Source organism: Antribacter sp. NEAU-D49 (assembly GCF_057158775.1).
Map to the genome: position 1 here is coordinate 55,662 of NZ_JBXTSN010000028.1, position 17,174 is coordinate 72,835.

At 73.1% G+C, this 17,174-nt stretch carries 16 protein-coding genes and 1 tRNA gene; 9 read left to right on the forward strand and 8 right to left on the reverse strand.

The window, feature by feature from the left end; genetic code table 11:
* Positions 1–3 precede the first annotated feature (3 nt).
* Positions 4–1,041, reverse strand: a complete 1,038-nt coding sequence (locus AC060K_RS18690; RefSeq protein ID WP_483766855.1) for an alcohol dehydrogenase catalytic domain-containing protein — start codon at positions 1,039–1,041, stop codon at positions 4–6.
* 90 nt (positions 1,042–1,131) lie between these two features.
* On the opposite strand from AC060K_RS18690, the gene AC060K_RS18695 reads away from it, so the two are divergent.
* The 5 genes from AC060K_RS18695 (at position 1,132) to AC060K_RS18715 (ending at position 4,618) form a co-directional block, all read left to right on the forward strand.
* Complete coding sequence (locus AC060K_RS18695) at positions 1,132–1,668, forward strand: hypothetical protein (protein ID WP_483766856.1); 537 nt, start codon at positions 1,132–1,134, stop codon at positions 1,666–1,668.
* Positions 1,669–1,722: 54 nt separating this feature from the next.
* Positions 1,723–1,795, forward strand: a tRNA-Asn gene (locus AC060K_RS18700).
* Positions 1,796–2,017: 222 nt separating this feature from the next.
* Entirely contained in the window at positions 2,018–2,926 is a 909-nt protein-coding gene (locus AC060K_RS18705) for an alpha/beta fold hydrolase (protein WP_483766857.1), read from the forward strand.
* Positions 2,927–2,970: 44 nt separating this feature from the next.
* Positions 2,971–3,522 carry a pyridoxamine 5'-phosphate oxidase family protein gene (locus AC060K_RS18710; RefSeq protein WP_483766858.1) on the forward strand — a complete coding sequence of 184 codons (552 nt, stop codon included), beginning with the start codon at positions 2,971–2,973 and terminating at the stop codon, positions 3,520–3,522.
* A 10-nt stretch (positions 3,523–3,532) separates the two neighbouring features.
* The gene (locus tag AC060K_RS18715) at positions 3,533–4,618 is read left to right on the forward strand and encodes a LacI family DNA-binding transcriptional regulator (protein WP_483766859.1); all 1,086 of its coding nucleotides are present in this window, start codon (positions 3,533–3,535) and stop codon (positions 4,616–4,618) included.
* A 19-nt stretch (positions 4,619–4,637) separates the two neighbouring features.
* On the opposite strand, the gene bglS is transcribed toward AC060K_RS18715, so the two are convergent.
* From bglS to AC060K_RS18740, 5 genes are all read right to left on the reverse strand, one after another.
* Positions 4,638–5,417: a beta-glucanase gene (bglS, locus tag AC060K_RS18720; RefSeq protein ID WP_483766860.1), complete on the reverse strand. Its 780-nt coding sequence runs from the start codon at positions 5,415–5,417 to the stop codon at positions 4,638–4,640.
* A gap of 36 nt (positions 5,418–5,453) precedes the next feature.
* A complete protein-coding gene (locus tag AC060K_RS18725; RefSeq protein ID WP_483766861.1) occupies positions 5,454–6,749 on the reverse strand; it encodes a glycoside hydrolase family 6 protein in 1,296 nt (431 codons plus the stop codon).
* Positions 6,750–6,912: 163 nt separating this feature from the next.
* The gene (locus tag AC060K_RS18730; RefSeq protein ID WP_483766862.1) at positions 6,913–7,608 is read right to left on the reverse strand and encodes an alpha/beta fold hydrolase; all 696 of its coding nucleotides are present in this window, start codon (positions 7,606–7,608) and stop codon (positions 6,913–6,915) included.
* Between the two features lie 27 nt (positions 7,609–7,635).
* Complete coding sequence (locus tag AC060K_RS18735) at positions 7,636–9,075, reverse strand: pyridoxal phosphate-dependent decarboxylase family protein (RefSeq protein WP_483766863.1); 1,440 nt, start codon at positions 9,073–9,075, stop codon at positions 7,636–7,638.
* Positions 9,072–9,794, reverse strand: coding sequence for a tryptophan 2,3-dioxygenase family protein (locus tag AC060K_RS18740; RefSeq protein WP_483766864.1), 723 nt, complete (start codon positions 9,792–9,794; stop codon positions 9,072–9,074). Before AC060K_RS18740 ends, AC060K_RS18735 begins: the two co-directional genes overlap by 4 nt.
* 242 nt (positions 9,795–10,036) lie before the next feature.
* Between AC060K_RS18740 and AC060K_RS18745 the strand changes: the two genes are divergently transcribed.
* Positions 10,037–12,136, forward strand: coding sequence for a heavy metal translocating P-type ATPase (locus AC060K_RS18745; RefSeq protein WP_483766865.1), 2,100 nt, complete (start codon positions 10,037–10,039; stop codon positions 12,134–12,136).
* 57 nt (positions 12,137–12,193) lie between these two features.
* Here AC060K_RS18745 and AC060K_RS18750 read toward each other — a convergent pair whose 3' ends face one another.
* Positions 12,194–13,267, reverse strand: coding sequence for a saccharopine dehydrogenase NADP-binding domain-containing protein (locus AC060K_RS18750; protein ID WP_483766866.1), 1,074 nt, complete (start codon positions 13,265–13,267; stop codon positions 12,194–12,196).
* Positions 13,268–13,338: 71 nt separating this feature from the next.
* Between AC060K_RS18750 and AC060K_RS18755 the strand changes: the two genes are divergently transcribed.
* Positions 13,339–14,286, forward strand: coding sequence for a helix-turn-helix domain-containing protein (locus AC060K_RS18755; RefSeq protein ID WP_483766867.1), 948 nt, complete (start codon positions 13,339–13,341; stop codon positions 14,284–14,286).
* Positions 14,287–14,400: 114 nt separating this feature from the next.
* Here AC060K_RS18755 and AC060K_RS18760 read toward each other — a convergent pair whose 3' ends face one another.
* Positions 14,401–15,498, reverse strand: coding sequence for a chymotrypsin family serine protease (locus AC060K_RS18760; protein WP_483766868.1), 1,098 nt, complete (start codon positions 15,496–15,498; stop codon positions 14,401–14,403).
* Between the two features lie 144 nt (positions 15,499–15,642).
* On the opposite strand from AC060K_RS18760, the gene AC060K_RS18765 reads away from it, so the two are divergent.
* Together AC060K_RS18765 and AC060K_RS18770 are read left to right on the forward strand one after the other, a co-directional pair.
* The gene (locus AC060K_RS18765) at positions 15,643–15,975 is read left to right on the forward strand and encodes a hypothetical protein (protein WP_483766869.1); all 333 of its coding nucleotides are present in this window, start codon (positions 15,643–15,645) and stop codon (positions 15,973–15,975) included.
* Between the two features lie 105 nt (positions 15,976–16,080).
* Complete coding sequence (locus AC060K_RS18770; RefSeq protein ID WP_483766870.1) at positions 16,081–17,166, forward strand: lytic polysaccharide monooxygenase; 1,086 nt, start codon at positions 16,081–16,083, stop codon at positions 17,164–17,166.
* Positions 17,167–17,174: the final 8 nt, after the last annotated feature.

Consider the following 17,174-nt stretch of genomic DNA (forward strand, 5'->3'; position numbering starts at 1 on the left):
CGGTCACGCCCCCGGGCGGATCATCGTCATGCCCGCGACCGGCGCGCTGTCGAACGTCGGCAGCAGCGCGGCGGCCTCCTCCAGCCCGATGACGCGCTCCACGAGGTCCTGCGGCCGCAGCCGGCCCTGCTCGACGAGCGCGAGCATCCCCGGGTAGTCGGCGGCGGCCATGCCGTGGCTGCCGAGCACGTCGAGCTCCCAGCCGATGACGCGGGCCATCGGCACCCGCGGGTGCCCGCCGACGGGCGGCAGGAGCCCGATCTGGACGTGGCGGCCGCGCCGGCGCAGGCTGAGGATCGCATCGGCGCAGGTCTGCTCGCTGCCGACGGCGTCGACGGCGACGTGGGCGCCGCCCGTCAGCTCGTGGACGGCAGCCGCCACGTCCGTGCGCCCGTCGGCGACGACGACCGCCTCGGCACCCAGCGACGACGCGACCGCGAGCGCCCCGGGATTGCGGTCGACGGCGACGACGCGGGCTCCGAGCGCGACGCTGATCATCACGGCGCTGAGGCCCACGCCGCCGGCGCCGACGACGGCCGCCCACTCCCCCGCGGACACCCGCGCACGGCCGACGAGCCCCCGGTAGGCCGTGGCGAAGCGGCAGCCCAGGGCGGCTGCGGCCTCGAAGCTCACCGAGCCGGGGATGGCGACGAGGTTCGCGTCCGCCGCGTGCAGCACGACCCGCTCGGCGAACGAGCCCCAGTGCGTGAAGCCGGGCTGATGCTGGTCGGGGCACACCTGGGCGTCGCCCCGGGCGCACCACTCGCAGCGGCCGCAGCCGCAGACGAACGGCACGGTCACCCGGTCGCCCACGGACCACCTCGTGACGCCCGCACCGATCTCGGCGACCACGCCGGCGAGCTCGTGGCCGGGCACGTGCGGCAGGGTGATCTCGTCGTGGCCCGCCCAGCCGTGCCAGTCGCTGCGGCACAGCCCGGTCGCGGCGACCTGGACGACGACGCCGCCGTCGGGCGCGACGGGCTCGGGGACGTCGCGCACCTCGGGGGTTGCACCGATGGCGTCGAAGATCACTGCTCGCACGGCGAGAGCCTACGACGCCGGCCGGGGACACAGGCCCGCTCGCGGTCGGTTCGACCCGGGTTCCCGCGCGGTCCGGGGTACGGTGACGGCATGCCGTGGTTCGCCCGTACCCGCCTGCCCGACGCCGTCCGACGCACCCTCCGTTCGGCAGGCACCGACGCCCCGCTCGCCCAGGCCGAGACGACCGACGGGCTCTGGGCCGTCGCCACGCGAGCCGCCCTGGTGGTCGTCGCCGCAGGTGTGCCGGGTGAAGAGGCCGAACGGGACGTCGTCGTCCACCGCGCCTGGTGCGACGTGGACCGGGCCGCGTTCGACGCCGAGGCGTCGGTGCTGACCGTCAAGTGGGTGGACAGCGCTCCCCCGCTCCAGCTCGCGCTCGTCGAGGACCAGCGCACCTCGCTGCCGCAGGTGGTGCGGGAACGCGTGCAGTGGTCGGTGGTGCACGCCGAGCCCGTGGCGCTCACCGGCGGGCGCAGCGCGCGGGTCGCCGTGCGGCGCACCGTGGGGGGCGAGCTGTTCTCCCAGGCCGTCGCCGGGCCGGGCGTGGACCTCGACGACCCGGCCGTCGCCCGTGTGATCGACGCCGCTGAAGCACGGGTCCGCGACGCGTCCGGACTACCCGCCTGAACCTGCTAGAGTTTCTTCCGGCCGCTCGACCGGGAACCGGACGGGTGGACACCTTCCCGCGTAGCTCAGCTGGCAGAGCATCCGACTGTTAATCGGACGGTCGTAGGTTCAAGTCCTACCGCGGGAGCTTTCTGGAGGCCCGGAATCCTGAGGATTCCGGGCCTCGCTGTTTCCAGCAAGGCCCCCGCCGCCCGCCACCAGGACGTTGTTCCCCTCTGCCGCCCAGACGGGGAGCAACGTCCTGCTCGCGGACCCGGCAGCACTGCCGGCCTAACGTTTATCCTTGTCATGTTCATTAGTCTCGCGCTAGCGTGCCACTCACGGACCACCCCGGCAGAGAGGCACGCGAATGACCACCATCCCGCAGGTGCACCACCGGTACGTCGACCTCGACGACACCCGCGTCTTCTACCGCGAGACCAACTCGGGACCCGACGCTCCCGTCCTGCTCCTCCTGCACGGGTTCCCCTCGGCGTCGCACCAGTTCCGCCGTCTGATCGACGCCGTCGGCAGCCGCTACCGCGTCGTCGCCCCCGACTACCCGGGGTTCGGGCACACGGAGACCCCCGCGGGCTTCGAGTTCACCTTCGACCGCCTGGCCGACGTGGTCGAGAGCCTCGTGCTGCACCTGGGCCTCGACCGGTTCGCCATGTACCTGTTCGACTTCGGTGGTCCCGTCGGTTTCCGGCTCGCGCAGCGCCACCCGGACCGGATCACGGCGCTGGTGATCCAGAACGCCAACGCCTACGAGTCGGGCCTGTCCCCCACCGCCCGCGACTTCATCGCACTGCGCCCCGAGACCTCCGGCGCGGAAGCCACGGTCCGGAGCCTGTTCACCCTCGAGGCCACCCGCGCGCAGTACGAGGGCGGCACCACGGACCCGACTCTCGTCCCGCCCGACGGCTGGACGCTGGACCAGCACTTCCTCGACCTGCCCGGCCGGGGCGACGCCCAGACGGCGCTGGCCTTCGACTACCGGTCCAACCTCGAGCTGTACCCGCAGTGGCAGGCCTGGCTGCGGGAGCACCGGCCGCCCACTCTCATCGTCTGGGGCCGGTACGACCCGTTCTTCCCCGAGCCCGGCGCCGTCGCCTACCGAGCCGACCTGCCCGAGGCGGAGGTGCACCTGTTCGAGTCAGGCCACTTCGCCCTGGAGGACCAGCTCCACCGGATCGCTCCGCTCCTCACCGACTTCCTCGACCGCACCGGCCAGCGGCGGCACCGGGACCCAGCGAGGCCGTCGCCTCGTATCGCTTGACCCGCGCTGACGCCGCACCCGACCAGCCTCGATACGCTGCGACCATGGGTCGAGTCCTGCGTGCCGTCCTCGAACGCACAGGAGCCGCGGTGCGTGCCCGCGGCGTCCGGAAGCACCGCGACGACGTCGGGCACTGGCTCGCTGCGGCCCGGGCGGTGATGACCCGCACGCGGTACTGCCTGTGCATCACCGAGACGCCCGACGGACCCGCCGCGCGGGCCGTCCAGCCGTTCCGCCCCCGGGCCGACCTGACCGTCCACCTCGGGACCTCGCCCAGCAGCCGCAAGGCCCTCGAGATCGCACGCACCGGGACCGTGACCCTCGCCTACCTGGACCAGGGGGACGGCGCGTGTGTCACCGCGCACTGCCGGGCCGAGATCGTGACGGACCACGACGCTCGACGCCGGTGGTTCATGCCCGTCTGGCGGGCGTTCTGGCCGGACGGGCCCGACTCCGAGGACTACGTCGTCGTGCGCTGCGTCCCGTACGCCCTGGAGGTCTGGGACGCGCGGCGCGGGGTCACGCCGCCCCCCTTCGGTCTGCGGCAGGCACGCCTCGTCCGGGGCGACGACGGCGCCTGGGCCAGCGAGCCATAGGCTGGACCGCATGTCACACCCCACGACGGCCGGTCCCGCGGACCGCCTTCGCGACACCTCGCCGGGAGAGGACGCGGGCCGCGCGCCCAAGGCGCCGACGCTCGAGGAGGTCGCCCAGCGGGCTGGCGTCTCACGGTCCGTGGCGTCCCGGGCGATGAACAACGTCCGCAACGTGAGCCCCGCGAAACGTGAGGCGGTCGCCCGGGCGGCCAAGGAGCTCGGCTACGTCCCGAACGCGACGGCTCGCGCCCTGGCGACGAGCACGGGCGGGTCGGTCGTCCTCGCGGTCTCGAACGACGACCCGGCGCTCTTCGGCGACCCGTTCTTCTCGCAGGTGCTCGTCGGCGTGGCCGAGGCGCTGGACCGGTCGGAGCTCGACCTGACGCTCATCCTGGCGTCGTCGGAGCGGGGTCAGGCCCGGCTCGGGCGGCTGCTGCGGTCGCGGCGGTCCGACGGCGTGATGCTGCTGGCCCTGCACGGGGACGACCCCCTGAACCGGGTCGTGGCCGCGACCGACCTGCCCGTCGTGCTCGGCGGCCGGCCACTCGACGGCGAGGCCCGCTGGTATGTCGACGTGGACAACAAGGGCGGCGCCCGCCTCGCCTGCGACCACCTGCTGGCCTCCGGGCGGCGGCGCATCGCCACCATCACCGGCCCGATGGACCTCCAGGCCTCCGTCGCCCGGTACCAGGGGTTCGCGGACGCCATGGCCGTGGGAGGGCTGCCCGCCGACCGGGTCGAGCACGCCGACTTCAGCTTCGAGGGGGGCGCCCAGGCGATGGCGCGGCTTCTCGACGCGCACCCCGATCTCGACGGCGTCTTCGCCGCCTCCGACAACATGGCGGCCGGCGCCCTCCGCACCCTGAAGGCGGCGGGCCGCCGCGTCCCGGAGGACGTCGCCGTGGTCGGCTTCGACGACCTGGAGATCGCACGCCACACCGAGCCGGCGCTCACCACGGTGAGCCAGCCGATCCGCGGTCTCGGTCAGGAGATGGCGACGATGCTGGTCCGGCTGATCGGCGGCGAGTCCCCCACCCCGATCATCCTGCCGACCCACCTGGTCGTGCGCGGCTCGGCACCCGGCGGGAGGGGCTGACCCTCCCGCCGGGCGGTGCTCAGTACTGCGTGTACCGCACCCAGTCGTAGGTGGCGGTCTTCTGACCGGAGTAGCGGAACGGCCCCAGCCAGCTGTCGACGCCGGTGCCCGGCCACAGGTTCAGCATGATGCGCTGCGGACGCGTCGGCAGCGGTCCGCGGGAGCCGTTCTCCTGGTGCACGAGGCGGCCGTCGACGAACCAGTTGATCGTGCCGCCGCGCCACCACTCGATGGCGTAGTTGTGGTAGCCGGCCGCGGCGTCGAAGCCGAGGTTGATGGTGGTCTCGTGCCCCCCGACCCCGTTGGTGAAGTAGTTGGTCTGCATCTGCCAGGTGTTCTTGCCGAGGATCTCGACGTCGATCTCGTCCCACGGCTGGCCGTCGCTCGGACCGGTGTACGTGAAGAACGAGCTCACGATCCCCGACCCGGAGGCAGCCTTCATGCGGACCTCGAACCGCCCGTAGGAGTACAGGTCGTTGGTGCGGTACTCGCCCGAGGCGTAGGGCTTGCCGGAGCAGCCGCCCGGGCACGACGCGTTGTCCAGGTTGAGGCCCATGACCCCGCCGTTGTGCCACACGTGGTCGGCGCGCCAGCCGGCGTTGAACATGCCGCCGTTGCTCCAACCGTCGGCCTTGTGCCAGCGCCCTCCGTTGTGCCCGTCGAAGTTGTCGGTGAAGCTCCCGCCGATCGCGGCCTCGGCCGGGGGCGTCAGGGCCGGCGTCGCGGCGAGGCCTGCCACGAGGGCCAGGGCCAGGAGCAGGCGGGGTGCGGTGCGGTGGTGCGTCGTCGTTGATCGCATGTGTACCTCCATCGGTACTGGTGGTGGACCCCCGCGTCAGGGGGCGGTCAGGGGAGGCTGCGCGTACTCGATCAGCTCGCGCGCCTGGTCGGTGAACCAGGAACCGGCGGGCGGGTTGACCATGCCGCGCTCGGGGTCCTCGGGACCTCCGAGGCCGCGGAAGCACTCGCCGTCCGACTCGCCCGGGATCTTGATCCACAGCAGGGCGTCGACGAGGTCGTTGCCGGTGTCCGTCGTCGGGCGCTGGCCCAGGCCGCGGTCCGGCGGGTTGCACCACGTCTCGGCGTCGGGGTAGACCCCGGCCGGCGCCGCCCAGGGGCCGCGGCCGTTGCGGCTGGTGTCGATCACGAAGTGCATGGTGGGCTCGACGTCGCCGAGGGCGAGGTCGTAGCGCGACTCGATGCCCGCCGTGTTCAGGGCCGGGTCCTCGGCGGTCGGGCTCCAAAGGCCCTGGTGGGACAGCGCCTGGCCGGTCCAGCCGTTCGCCGGGCCGCCGTTCCAGTACTGGTTGCCACAGTTCGAGAAGTCCCCGGGCACGACCTGCGTCGCGTAGGCGATGCACTGGGAGACCCAGGTGCCGAACGCGACGTTGTTCTCGGTGAACAGGTAGTTCGACACGTTCAGGAAGAAGCCGTCGGCCCGCTGGACGCCCGCCTTGACGAGGCGGTCGGAGAGCTCGCCGACGTTCAGCCAGGCGGGGTTGGTGCCGTCGAGGTAGACGACGGCGTTCGGCTGCTGCGTCAGGCGGTCGACCGCGTAGTTGAGCATCTCGAAGCGCTCCGCGGTGGCGTCCCGGCCCGTGGTGGCCGGGTCGTACTCCGCGGGCCGGCACGACTCGAGCTGCCCGTCCAGCGTCGTGTACCAGGGGATGACGCCGAGCCCGTCCGGCTCGACGATCACGACGGCCTCCTCGTCCCCGATCCCGGCGGCGAACCCGTCGATCCAGGCCTTGTACTCCTCGACGCTCTGGGCGCCACCGGCCGAGTACAGCGCGCAGTCGCGGAACGGGATGTTGTACGCGACCAGCACGGGCACCTTCTCGCCCGTGCGCTTGACGAGCTTGTGCACGTCAGCCTGCACCTCGGCGGGGCTGCCGGCCGTGAACCAGGTGGAGCTGGGGACCTTGCTGAGCAGGAGCGCGTCCTGCCTCGCCTGGCCGCGCAGCGCCTGGGCCGCCTCCTTCGTCGAGCTCTGGGAGTCGTTGAAGATCTCGGTCCCGGGGGCGAGGACGTCGTTGCTCGCCGTGGCGGCACCGCCGTTGAGCAGGGTCGCGCCGAGGGCGCAGGCCGCCAGCGCGAGCACGAGCCGGCGCCGGGAGGTGGGTGGTGTCATGCGGGGAATCTCCCAAGGTCTCTGCGAACGCGTCGTTGCGTGCTCGCTCCGAAGATGCACGAACTGGAAGGTTCTGGAAGCGCTCCCAGTTCGATCATCTTCGGGGCGCGGTGGCGACCGTGTCAACCCTCGTCCGCCGCCGGGCGGCCCGACGAGTCCGCCGTCAGCGCACCGCCGCCACGATCGCCCGGCCCAGCTCCGCCGGCCTGGTGAACATGGGCCAGTGGCCCGTCGGCAGGTCCACGATCTCGTAGTCGGGCAGCGTCCTGAGCTCGGCGACGAACGGGTGGTCCACCTCCATCAGCCCTCGCAGCTGCTCACCCGAGTACACACAGGCGATCACGGTGGTCGGCACCGAGCGACGCGCCAGGCCCGTGAACGTGTGCGGCTCGCGCACCGTGCCGCCGGGCTGCGGCACGGCCGCGGAGCGGAACCGCTCGCGAAGCTCGTCGGTGAGGTCCGTGAGCGACTCGGCATCGATCGCGTCCCAGGCCGGCAGCTGGTGGTCGACGACGTCGTCGGGTAGCTCGGCACCGACGGCCTGACCCTCCGCGAACGGGCCGCTGTCCACGTAGACGACCCGCCGCACCCGGTCGGGGCGGCGGTCCGCCGCCGCGTACGCGAGACCACCCCCGGCGGAGTGGCCCACGAGGACCACCTCCCCTGGCGCCTCGTCGACAGCGGCGACGACCGCCGCGACATGGTCGGCCAGGTACACGCCGGACCGGTCGGCGTCGGCGGACTCCATGCCGGGCAGGGTCAGCGCGCGCACCGTGTGCCCAGCACTCTCGAGCACCGGCACGACGTCGTCCCAGGCGGACGCCGTCAGCCAGAAACCGGGGATCAGAACGATGTTCATGGACGAGACATTACGTCCGGAGCCCACTCAGAGCCTCGCGCGAGCGCGCACCACCTCGTCGAGCAGAGCGTCCACGTGCTCCTCGCGCGTCGTGTAGTTGTTGACGGCCACCCGCAGGTACGTGCCACCGTTCGGCCGGCACACGGTCACGTAGTGCGCGCCGGTCCGGAGCACCGCCTGGTGCACGGCCTCGGTGAGCGCGGCGCCGTCGCCCCCGTCGTCGGGCACCACCCGGAAGCAGCAGATCGGGACCAGCGGTTCGGTCAGCAGCTCCAGCCCGTCCGTGGCCCGGACGCGGGCCGCCAGGTGCCGGGCCACCGCCAGGTTCTGGGAGAGCAGGCGAGCGTAGCCGCTGCGGCCGAGCTGACGCATCGCCAGCCAGAGACCCAGTGAGCGCCAGGACCGCGCGCCCTCCGGTCCCAGGAAGACGAAGTCCTCCCGCTCGTCGTGGTTCCAGTAGTGCGCCCCGTCCGCGAAGCTGCTGCGCAACGCCCCCGGGTCGCGGACGAGCAGGCAGCCGAGCCCGTACGAGACGAACATCCACTTGTGCGGGTCCAGGGTCACGGAGTCCGCCGCGGCGAGCCCGTCGAACGCCGCCCGGGACTCGGGCAGGTCGGCGAAGACCGCGGCGGCGGCCCCGTCGACGTGGAACCAGGCGTCGTGCGCGGCAGCGACCTTCGCCAGGTCTGCCAGCGGGTCGACCGCGCCGGTGGCCGTCCCCCCGGCGAGGCCGACGACGGCGACCGGGCGCAACCCGGCTCGTACGTCCTGGGCGACCTGCGACCGGAGCGCGTCGACGCGCATCCGCCCGACGGTGTCGGTGGGGATGGTCCGCATCGCCTCGCGGCCCATCCCGAGGACGTCGAGCGCGCGGGCGATCGAGTAGTGCGACTCGGCGGACGCGTACACGGTCCCCCGGCTGGTCGCCGAGGTTCCCTGCGCGCGCACCTGCGGACCGAACGCTCGGTCGCGGGCCAGCTTCAGGGCCGACAGGTTGGCGAGGCTCCCGCCGGAGGTGAAGATGCCCCGCGGCGACGCCGACTCGTCCGCCGCCGGGTACCCGATGAAGTCGGCGGCCCACGCCAGGGTCTCGATCTCCATGGCAGTCGCCGCCGGTCCCATGCGCCAGGCCGCGGGCGTCTGGTTGAGCAGCGAGGAGATCGCGTCGCCGAGCACCGCGACGGGCAGCGGCCGTGGGTGGAAGTAGCCGAAGAACTGGGGATGAGCGCCGTTGCAGTAGCCGCTGTCGAGGACCCTGCCCAGCACTCCGGACAGGATGTCGGACAGCGGGGCACCGTCGTCGGGCAACACGCCCGGGTGCCGGCTGCGGTCGTAGGACGACCCGTCGTCCACGGACACCGGCCGGTCCTGCGGGGCGCGCTGCGTGTCCAGGAGCGCCGCCAGGTGGGGGCCGGCCGCGCGGAGCAGGGCGTCCCAGTCCGTGGGGTCCTCGGCCGGGCGGCTCATCGAGCCTCGTTCGCGGGTACGGCCATGACGTCAGCCAGCGTGCGGTCGGCGTGCTCGGTGAGCTCCGACCGCACCTGCCACAGCTGCGGATACAGCCGCTGCCCCGTCAGCCTCGTCAGGACCCGGATCGGGGTCCCGGCCACCCCGATGGCGTCGACCCCGACGAGCCGTTCGACCACCTTGAGATGGCGCAGCCGCCAGAGCATGCACTCGGTGTCGAGGTCCACGAGCGCCTCGGCGAGCTGGTAGAGCACCTCGAGCTCGTGCGGGCGCAGGTACACGTCCCGGAGCGCGACGTCGGCTGCGAGCAGGTGGCGGTCGAGCTCCTCGCCCAGCCGGTAGGCGAGCTCGCGCACGCTCCGCCACCCGGGGGACGAGAAGCCCGAGCCGTTCTCCAGCTGCGTGCGGATGAGCTGGTAGCCCCACGGCGAGATGTGGTCCAGGGAGTCCAGCTGCCGGGTCAGATCGCTCACGTGGGAACGGGACCGGCCGACGAGGCGAACCGCTCCGGCGAGAGCACCCTCGCTGGAGGCGGTGAGCGCCCGCTGCAGGTCGTGCGCAGCCAGCTTCAGCCACAGCTCCGACGACTGCTGGACGACGAGAAAGACCATCTCGTCCGGGTCGACCAGCCCTTCGGCGTCCCGCTGGAGCGAGAGCAAGGTGTCGGTCCGCAGATACCGCTCGTACGCGGTGGAACCGGAAACCTCAGGAGCACCCATGAGCCGCCTCTCGCGTCGCGGCGGCCGCTCGCTGCGACCGTCCTTGGCGAGCATCCCCCCACGTCATGACGTTGCCGTAAACAACTAATGATCGAAGCAACACATTTCGGTCAGGCGAACGCCGGCTGCGGCGGGCGGGCCCGACGATGCGAGAGAAGTGGTGCCGGGCCACGGGAATACCCCACGGGGGTATTCCCGTTCGACGGAGGAGACGGATGACGCACGCGACGAGGAGAGCGGACATGACGCACGACCACGCCGGTTCCCACCCGGCCGGCACCACCCACGCGGGAACCGCCGAGCACGACCACAGCACCCACGACCACGGCACCCAGGGGCCCGGGGACGGACACGACCACCCCGGGCACGGCGGGCACGGCGGGCACGGGGACCACGTCGCCCAGTTCCGGCGGCTGTTCTGGATCATGCTCGTCCTGGCGGTGCCCGTGGTGCTCGCTTCGCCGATGTTCGCCATGGTCCTGGGCTACGAGCTGCCCGCCCTGCCCGGCCTGGCGTGGGTGTCGCCCCTGCTCGGCACGCTCATGTACGTCTGGGGCGGGCGCCCGTTCCTGACCGGCGCCGTCTCCGAGGTCCGGGCACGCAAGCCAGGCATGATGCTCCTGATCGGGCTGGCCATCACCGTCGCGTTCGGCGCGTCGTGGGGCGCGAGCCTGGGCGTGCTCGACCACCAGCTCGACTTCTGGTGGGAGCTCGCTCTCCTCATCGTCATCATGCTGCTGGGGCACTGGATCGAGATGCGGTCCCTCGCCCAGACCACCTCGGCGCTGGACTCGCTCGCCGCCCTCCTGCCCGACGAGGCGGAGAGGGTCGAGGGCGACACGCTGGTGAGGGTGGCGCCTTCGGCCCTGCGCACCGGCGACGTGGTGGTTGTACGGCCGGGCGGCCGGGTGCCCGCCGACGGCCAGGTCGTCGCCGGAGCAGCCAGCATGGACGAGTCGATGATCACCGGGGAGTCGCGGCCCGTGCAGCGGGCCGAGGGCGACCCCGTCGTCGCCGGCACCGTCGCCACCGACTCCGGCCTGCGCGTGCGGGTCACGGCCGTCGGCCCCGACACCGCGCTCGCGGGGATCCAGCGGCTGGTCGCGGACGCCCAGGCCTCGTCGTCCCGCGCCCAGCGGCTCGCCGACCGGGCGGCCGGCTGGCTGTTCTGGTTCGCCCTGGGCGCGGCGGCCGTCACCGCGGTGGTGTGGAGCGCAGCCGGGCTGCCTGACGACGCGGTGGTCCGGACCGTGACCGTCCTGGTCATCGCGTGCCCCCACGCGCTCGGCCTGGCGATCCCGCTGGTCGTGTCGATCGCGACCGAGCGCGCCGCCCGAGGCGGCGTGCTCGTCAAGGACCGGCTGGCCCTCGAGACCATGCGCTCCGTCGACACCGTGCTGTTCGACAAGACCGGCACCCTGACCAAGGGCGAGCCCGTCGTGACAGCCGTCGAGCCGGCGGAGGGGCTCACCACGGACGAGGTGCTGCGCCTGGCGGCGTCCGCCGAGCAGGACTCCGAGCACCCGCTGGCCCGGGCGGTCGTCCGGGCCGCCGCCCAGCGGGGCATCACCCTGGACCCGGCGCAGGACTTCGCGTCCTCGCCCGCGGTCGGCGTGCGGGCGACCGTCTCCGGTCAGGTCGTGGAGGTCGGGGGTCCCGCCCTCCTCCGGGAGCGCTCCTCGCGAGAGCTCACGGTGGCCGAGGACTGGCGGCAGGACGGTTCGATCGTGCTGCACGTCCTGGCCGACAGCCGGGTGGCGGGGGCGCTGCGCCTGGCCGACGAGGTGCGTCCCCAGTCGCGGGACGCCGTCTCCGCGCTCCACGAGCGCGGCGTCCAGGTCGTCATGATCACCGGCGACGCCGAGGAGGTCGCCGCCTCGGTCGCTGCGCGGCTGGGCATCGACCGGCACTTCGCGGGCGTGCGACCCCAGGACAAGGCCGCCACGGTCCGCCGGCTGCAGGACGAGGGCCGCACCGTGGCCATGGTGGGCGACGGCGTGAACGACGCCCCCGCCCTGGCTCAGGCCGACGTCGGCGTCGCGATCGGCGCCGGTACGGACGTCGCCATCGCGTCCGCCGGGGTCATCCTGGCCAGCGACGACCCCCGGTCCGTCCTGTCGGTGATCGAGCTCTCCCGCGCCGGCTATCGCAAGATGCAGCAGAACCTGTGGTGGGCCGCCGGCTACAACCTGGTCTCCGTACCTCTCGCCGCCGGCATCCTGGCGCCGGCCGGCTTCGTCCTGCCCATGTCGGTCGGCGCGGTCCTCATGTCCGCCTCGACCGTCGTCGTCGCCCTCAACGCGCAGCTGCTCCGCCGCCTGGACCTGCGCCCCCGGGGTTAGGCCGGCGCCGGCGGGCCCGCCACGGCGACCGGCTCCCCTGGCCGGAACCCGGCGGGGTCAGCCGCGCGTGCCGAGCGGCTGGCGTACCGCGAGGTGCGCCGACAGCGCGCGCAGCACGTCGGGGGCGTCGAAGGCTGCCCCCGCCGACACCACGCCGGTGGCCCGGCTCCGGCCGGTGAGGAGGCGGTCGACGGCCTCGACCGCGAGCGGCGCGCTGATCGCGTAGATGTCGCGCCCGGAGGCCGCGATGCGGCGCTCCTCGGCACCGGTCCGCACGACGACGTCGACCACGAAGGTCTGCGCGGACCGGCCGCTCGCGTCGACGGCGGTCGGTGCCGGGGCGCCAGGGGCGGCCAGGTCGGCGGCCGCCGTCGCCGTCATGTAGGTGCGCACCTCGGGGACGTCGAGGTGGCTGGGGATGGTGACGACGTCGGCCATCGTGAACTCCCCGATCACCTTCTGGCGGCCGAGCGGGGACGGGAACGTCCACTCCAGGGTGGGCAGGTGGTCGTCGTGGTACTCGAGCCGTCCGCCCGTGAAGCGCACCCGGCGGCCTCCCCGGCGTTCGCCCGACACCGCTCCCGCTGCCAGGGTGCCCGCGGTCGGGTGCCAGCTGCTGAGCCCGTAGGCGACGTGCACCTCGTCCGCCGTGGACCGGTCTCCCATCGCTGCCGTCACCAGCAGGTCACCGAGCCCGCCGAAGAACGCCATGGCGGGGACCACCGCGACCCCGGCGTCGGCCGCCCTCTCCGAGAAGTGCGCGAACGTGTCGACGTTCGCCTCGATCTCGGCAGCGACGTCGACGTACGGGATACGGGCGCGCAGCGCCGCGGCGACCACAGGTGCGGCGGTCGTCGCGAAGGGCCCCGCGCAGTTCACCACGGCGGCCGCGCCGGCGAGCGCGCGGTCGAGCGAACCCGGGTCGTCGACCGACGCGGTCCGCGCGTCGACCCCGGGCAGGGACCCCGCCACGGCGGCGAGCCTGCCGGCGTCGCGCCCCACGAGCCGCGGGACGTATCCCCGCTCGCGCAGCTCCGCCACCACGAACCGCCCGGTGTGCCCGGAGGCCCCGAACACCGCCACCTCCCGCTCCGTTGCCATGACCGCTCCCGTGCTCGACGACGTCCTCATGGCCACGATCCTCGCTGCGCGCCTCGCTGCTGCCCAGTGTCTGGAACGACATGCCCCGTACACTTTCGGACATGTCCAGCGCCCGTCGCTCCGTCGCGATCGCCGTCACCGACGGGATGCTGCACTTCGAGCTCGCGATGGCGTACGAGGTCTTCGGTTCCCCGCCCGACGCCGTCCCGGGTCCTTGGTACGACGTCACGGTGTGCGGCGCGCAGGCCGTCCGGGCCGGGCACCTCCTCGTCGAGCCGGACTGCGGGCTCGACCGGCTGGCGCAGGCCGGCACCGTGATCGTCCCCGCCGTGGTCGACGTCGACGAGGCGCCTCCGGCCGACCTGGTCGAGGCGGTGCGCGCCGCCCACGACGCCGGCGCACGGGTCGCGTCTCTGTGCACGGGCGCGTTCGTGCTGGCGGCCGCGGGCCTGCTGGACGAGCGGCGGGCGACCACCCACTGGGCTCACGCCGAGGAGCTGGCGGCACGCTATCCGCGGGTCACCGTCGACGCCGACGTGCTGTACGTCGACGAGGGCACCGTCCTGACGTCCGCCGGCAAGGCCGCGGCGATGGACCTGTCCCTGCACCTGGTCCGCCAGGACCACGGGCCCACGATCGCGAACGTGGTCGCGCGCCGCCTGGTGGCCCCGCCGCACCGGGCCGGCGGCCAGTCGCAGTACGTCGCGACGCCGGTGCCCGCCCGGGACGGCCATGCCCTGGCCGAGCTGCTCCCGTGGGTGATGCAGCGGCTCGACCAGCCGCTCACCGTCGAGGACCTCGCTCGCCGTGCGAGCATGAGCTCGCGCCACCTGGCCCGCCACTTCCAGGCGGTCACCGGCACCACACCGCTGCGGTGGCTGCTCCTGCAGCGCATCGGGCGCGCGCAGGAGCTGCTGGAGACCACCGACGACGGCATCGACGTCATCGCCTCCGCGGCAGGGATGGGTACGGGCGCGACGCTGCGCCGCCACTTCCGCCGCACGGTCGGCGTCGCACCGGACACCTACCGCCGCACCTTCCGCGCCTGAGCGCCGACGGCGAGCCTGCCCCGGCGAGCGGTCCTCTCACCGGGGCAGGCTCAGCCTCGGCTCCCCCGGCGTACGCCGTGACCACGACCCTGCCGGCGGCGGGCTCGGCGACCCCTAGCTCGTCTTGACGGTGACGCCGCCCGAGATCGAGCTGACCCACGCGATGGGCGTGATGTAGGTGCCGCCGGAGTTGCTGCCGGTCGTGAAGGCGTACCCGGTGTTGGCCACGAACCAGGGCCCGCCCGAGTCGCCGCCCTCGGTCACCTTGGTCTCCGTGTAGTAGAGGTTGCACCAGACGTTCCCCGAGGAGAAGGTCACGCACCCCTGGTAGGACTCGACCGTCGAGCTGCCGTAGCCCGTCGTCTTGCCGAACTTGAAGAGCAGCGAGCCGGAGCTGACGATGCCGGTCGCGGTGATCACCCGGTACGACCCGAAGTCGTAGCGGAACCGGTTCTCCGCCACGCCGCCGGTCAGCGCCGTGAAGCGCACGTCCCGGCTGTTCGAGGCCACATAGGTGGACCCCGTCGTGTCGCCGTCGTACGTGGCCGGCTTGGTGGTGCAGTGCGCCGACGTGATGATGCCGTAGGCGCCGCTCCGGTTGCCGACGAACCCTCCGGTGCATCCGCCGTAGACCTCGCCGCCCTGCGTGTTCTCCTCGCGGGGCGCGTCGGCCGCGGACCGGTACTCCACGCTGGTCGCCGGGCTCGCAGCGGTCGTGAGGCCCGTCCCGGCCAGGGCCTGCCGGACGACGGTCGCGTCGCCGGCCTTGTCGTCGGTCCAGACGGTGACGGCGACGCTGTCCGTCGAGGGGACGTACCGTGCTGCGACGAGGTCGACCCCGGCCGACCGGAGCGTCCGCAGGGTCGCGAGCTCGACCGAGGACCTCTCCTGGTAGGGCACGGCCTCCGTGTCCGCCGTCTCGACCGCGATCTCGACGTCGGCTGCGGCGACCTTCTCGCGCACGGCCTCGGCTCCGGCCGCGGTGACGACGACGACACCGCGGTCGCCCTGCCACGAGAAGTCGACGAGCCGTTCCGGCATCGTCGTGAACAGCTCCTGCACCACGTCGCTGAAAGCCGCCTGTTCCTGCGTGGCGGCCCGGAGCTCCTTCTGAGCGAGCGTGTCGCCCTCCGCAGGCCGGTCGGCCCACGCAGGGCCCGCCGAACCGCACGCCACCATCGCCACTGCCGCCGCCAGGGCGACCCCCTGCACTCGCGCGCGCCTACCGAGCATCCGCATGTCGAACCCCAATGTTTGACAAGTAACGGGCATTCACGACGCTACAGGGGTCAAACCATTCTGTATAGGGGCAAATGGGACGCCTCCGTCGAGTGGAGGGTGGCGAACCGTGCGACGATGCATGCCCCCGACCTGGAGGAGCAGCCCATGTCGAAGCGGGTCAGGAACGCCTCGGTCGCCGCCCCGGAGGAGTGGACCGATCCCGATGACCACGTCCGGGCGCCGGCGGGCGACGTCCATGCCTGGCTTCCCGGCACCAACCAGACGCTCTGTGGCCTCGCGCTGTCGCGCGAAGGGCTGCGCCGGTTCCCGCACATCACCTGGGCCGACGTGCAGCCCGCCACCGGCGGCTACGCCGACCGGGTGACGAGCGTCTGCCGTCGGTGCGCGGCGGGGCTGGGAGCGCGCCGCGACGAGAAACCGTGGACGCGCCGGGACCCGCGGCCCTGAGGGGGCCGGGCGCCGGGCCGTCGCCGTGCTAAAGGTTTCGCACCCTGGCCCGGCCGGGTCCCGGACCCGCACGGTAGTGCCTCCATCGAGCTCAAGGAGGAACTCATGCTCGTCGTGAAATCCGTCCGCGCGAGGGCCGTGGTCGTGCTGGCCGCCCTCGCGATGATCCTGTCCCTGGGGGTGGTGGCGCTCCAGGCGGCCACCGCGCCCCCGGCCGCGGCGCACGGGTCGGTCACCGACCCGCCGTCGCGCACCTACGGCTGCTACGAGCGCTGGAGCGCCAACCACCTCGACCCGGCCATGGCCACGGCCGACCCGATGTGCCACAACGCCTGGCAGACCAGCCCGAGCGCGATGTGGAACTGGAACGGCCTCTACCAGAACGGCCTCGGCGGCCAGTTCGAGTCACGGATCCCGAGCGGAGCACTCTGCTCCGGCGGGCACACGCAGAACGGCCTGTACGACGCCATGGACCGCCCCGGCAACTGGTACGCCAAGGGCGTCCCCACCAGCTTCCGGCTCACGCTCACGGACGGCTCCGACCACGGTGCCGACTTCCTCCGCATCTACGTGACCAAGCCGGGCTTCGACCCGACGACACAGGCGGTCGGCTGGGGCAACCTCGACCTGGTCAAGCAGACAGGCAGCTACCCGACGGCGGACCCGTACGTCACCGACGTGAACCTCGCCGGCCGCTCCGGTCGTGCGGTGCTCTTCACGATCTGGCAGGCGTCGCACTCCGACCAGGCGTACTTCTTCTGCTCGGACATCAACATCGGCGGCGGGGACATCGTCCCCGGGCCGGGCGGCAACCCGAACCCGACGCCGACGCCGACGCCGACCCCCACTCCTACTCCGACGCCGACCCCCACCCCGACGCCCACTCCCACGCCGACGCCGACGCCCACCCCGGGTGCCGGGACCTGCGCGGCGACCGTCCGCGTCGTCAACTCCTGGAGCGGCGGCTACCAGGCCGAGCTCACCATCAAGGCCGGCACCTCCCCCATCAGCGGCTGGTCCGCCACCGTCACCGGAGCCACCATCACCCAGGTCTGGAGCGCCACCCTCTCCGGCGGCACCACGCTCAGCAACGCCTCCTGGAACGGCAACCTCGGCGCCGGAGCCAGCACCACCGCAGGCTTCATCGGCAGCGGCACCCCACCCACCACCGCCACCTGCACCACCCGCTGACCCAACCC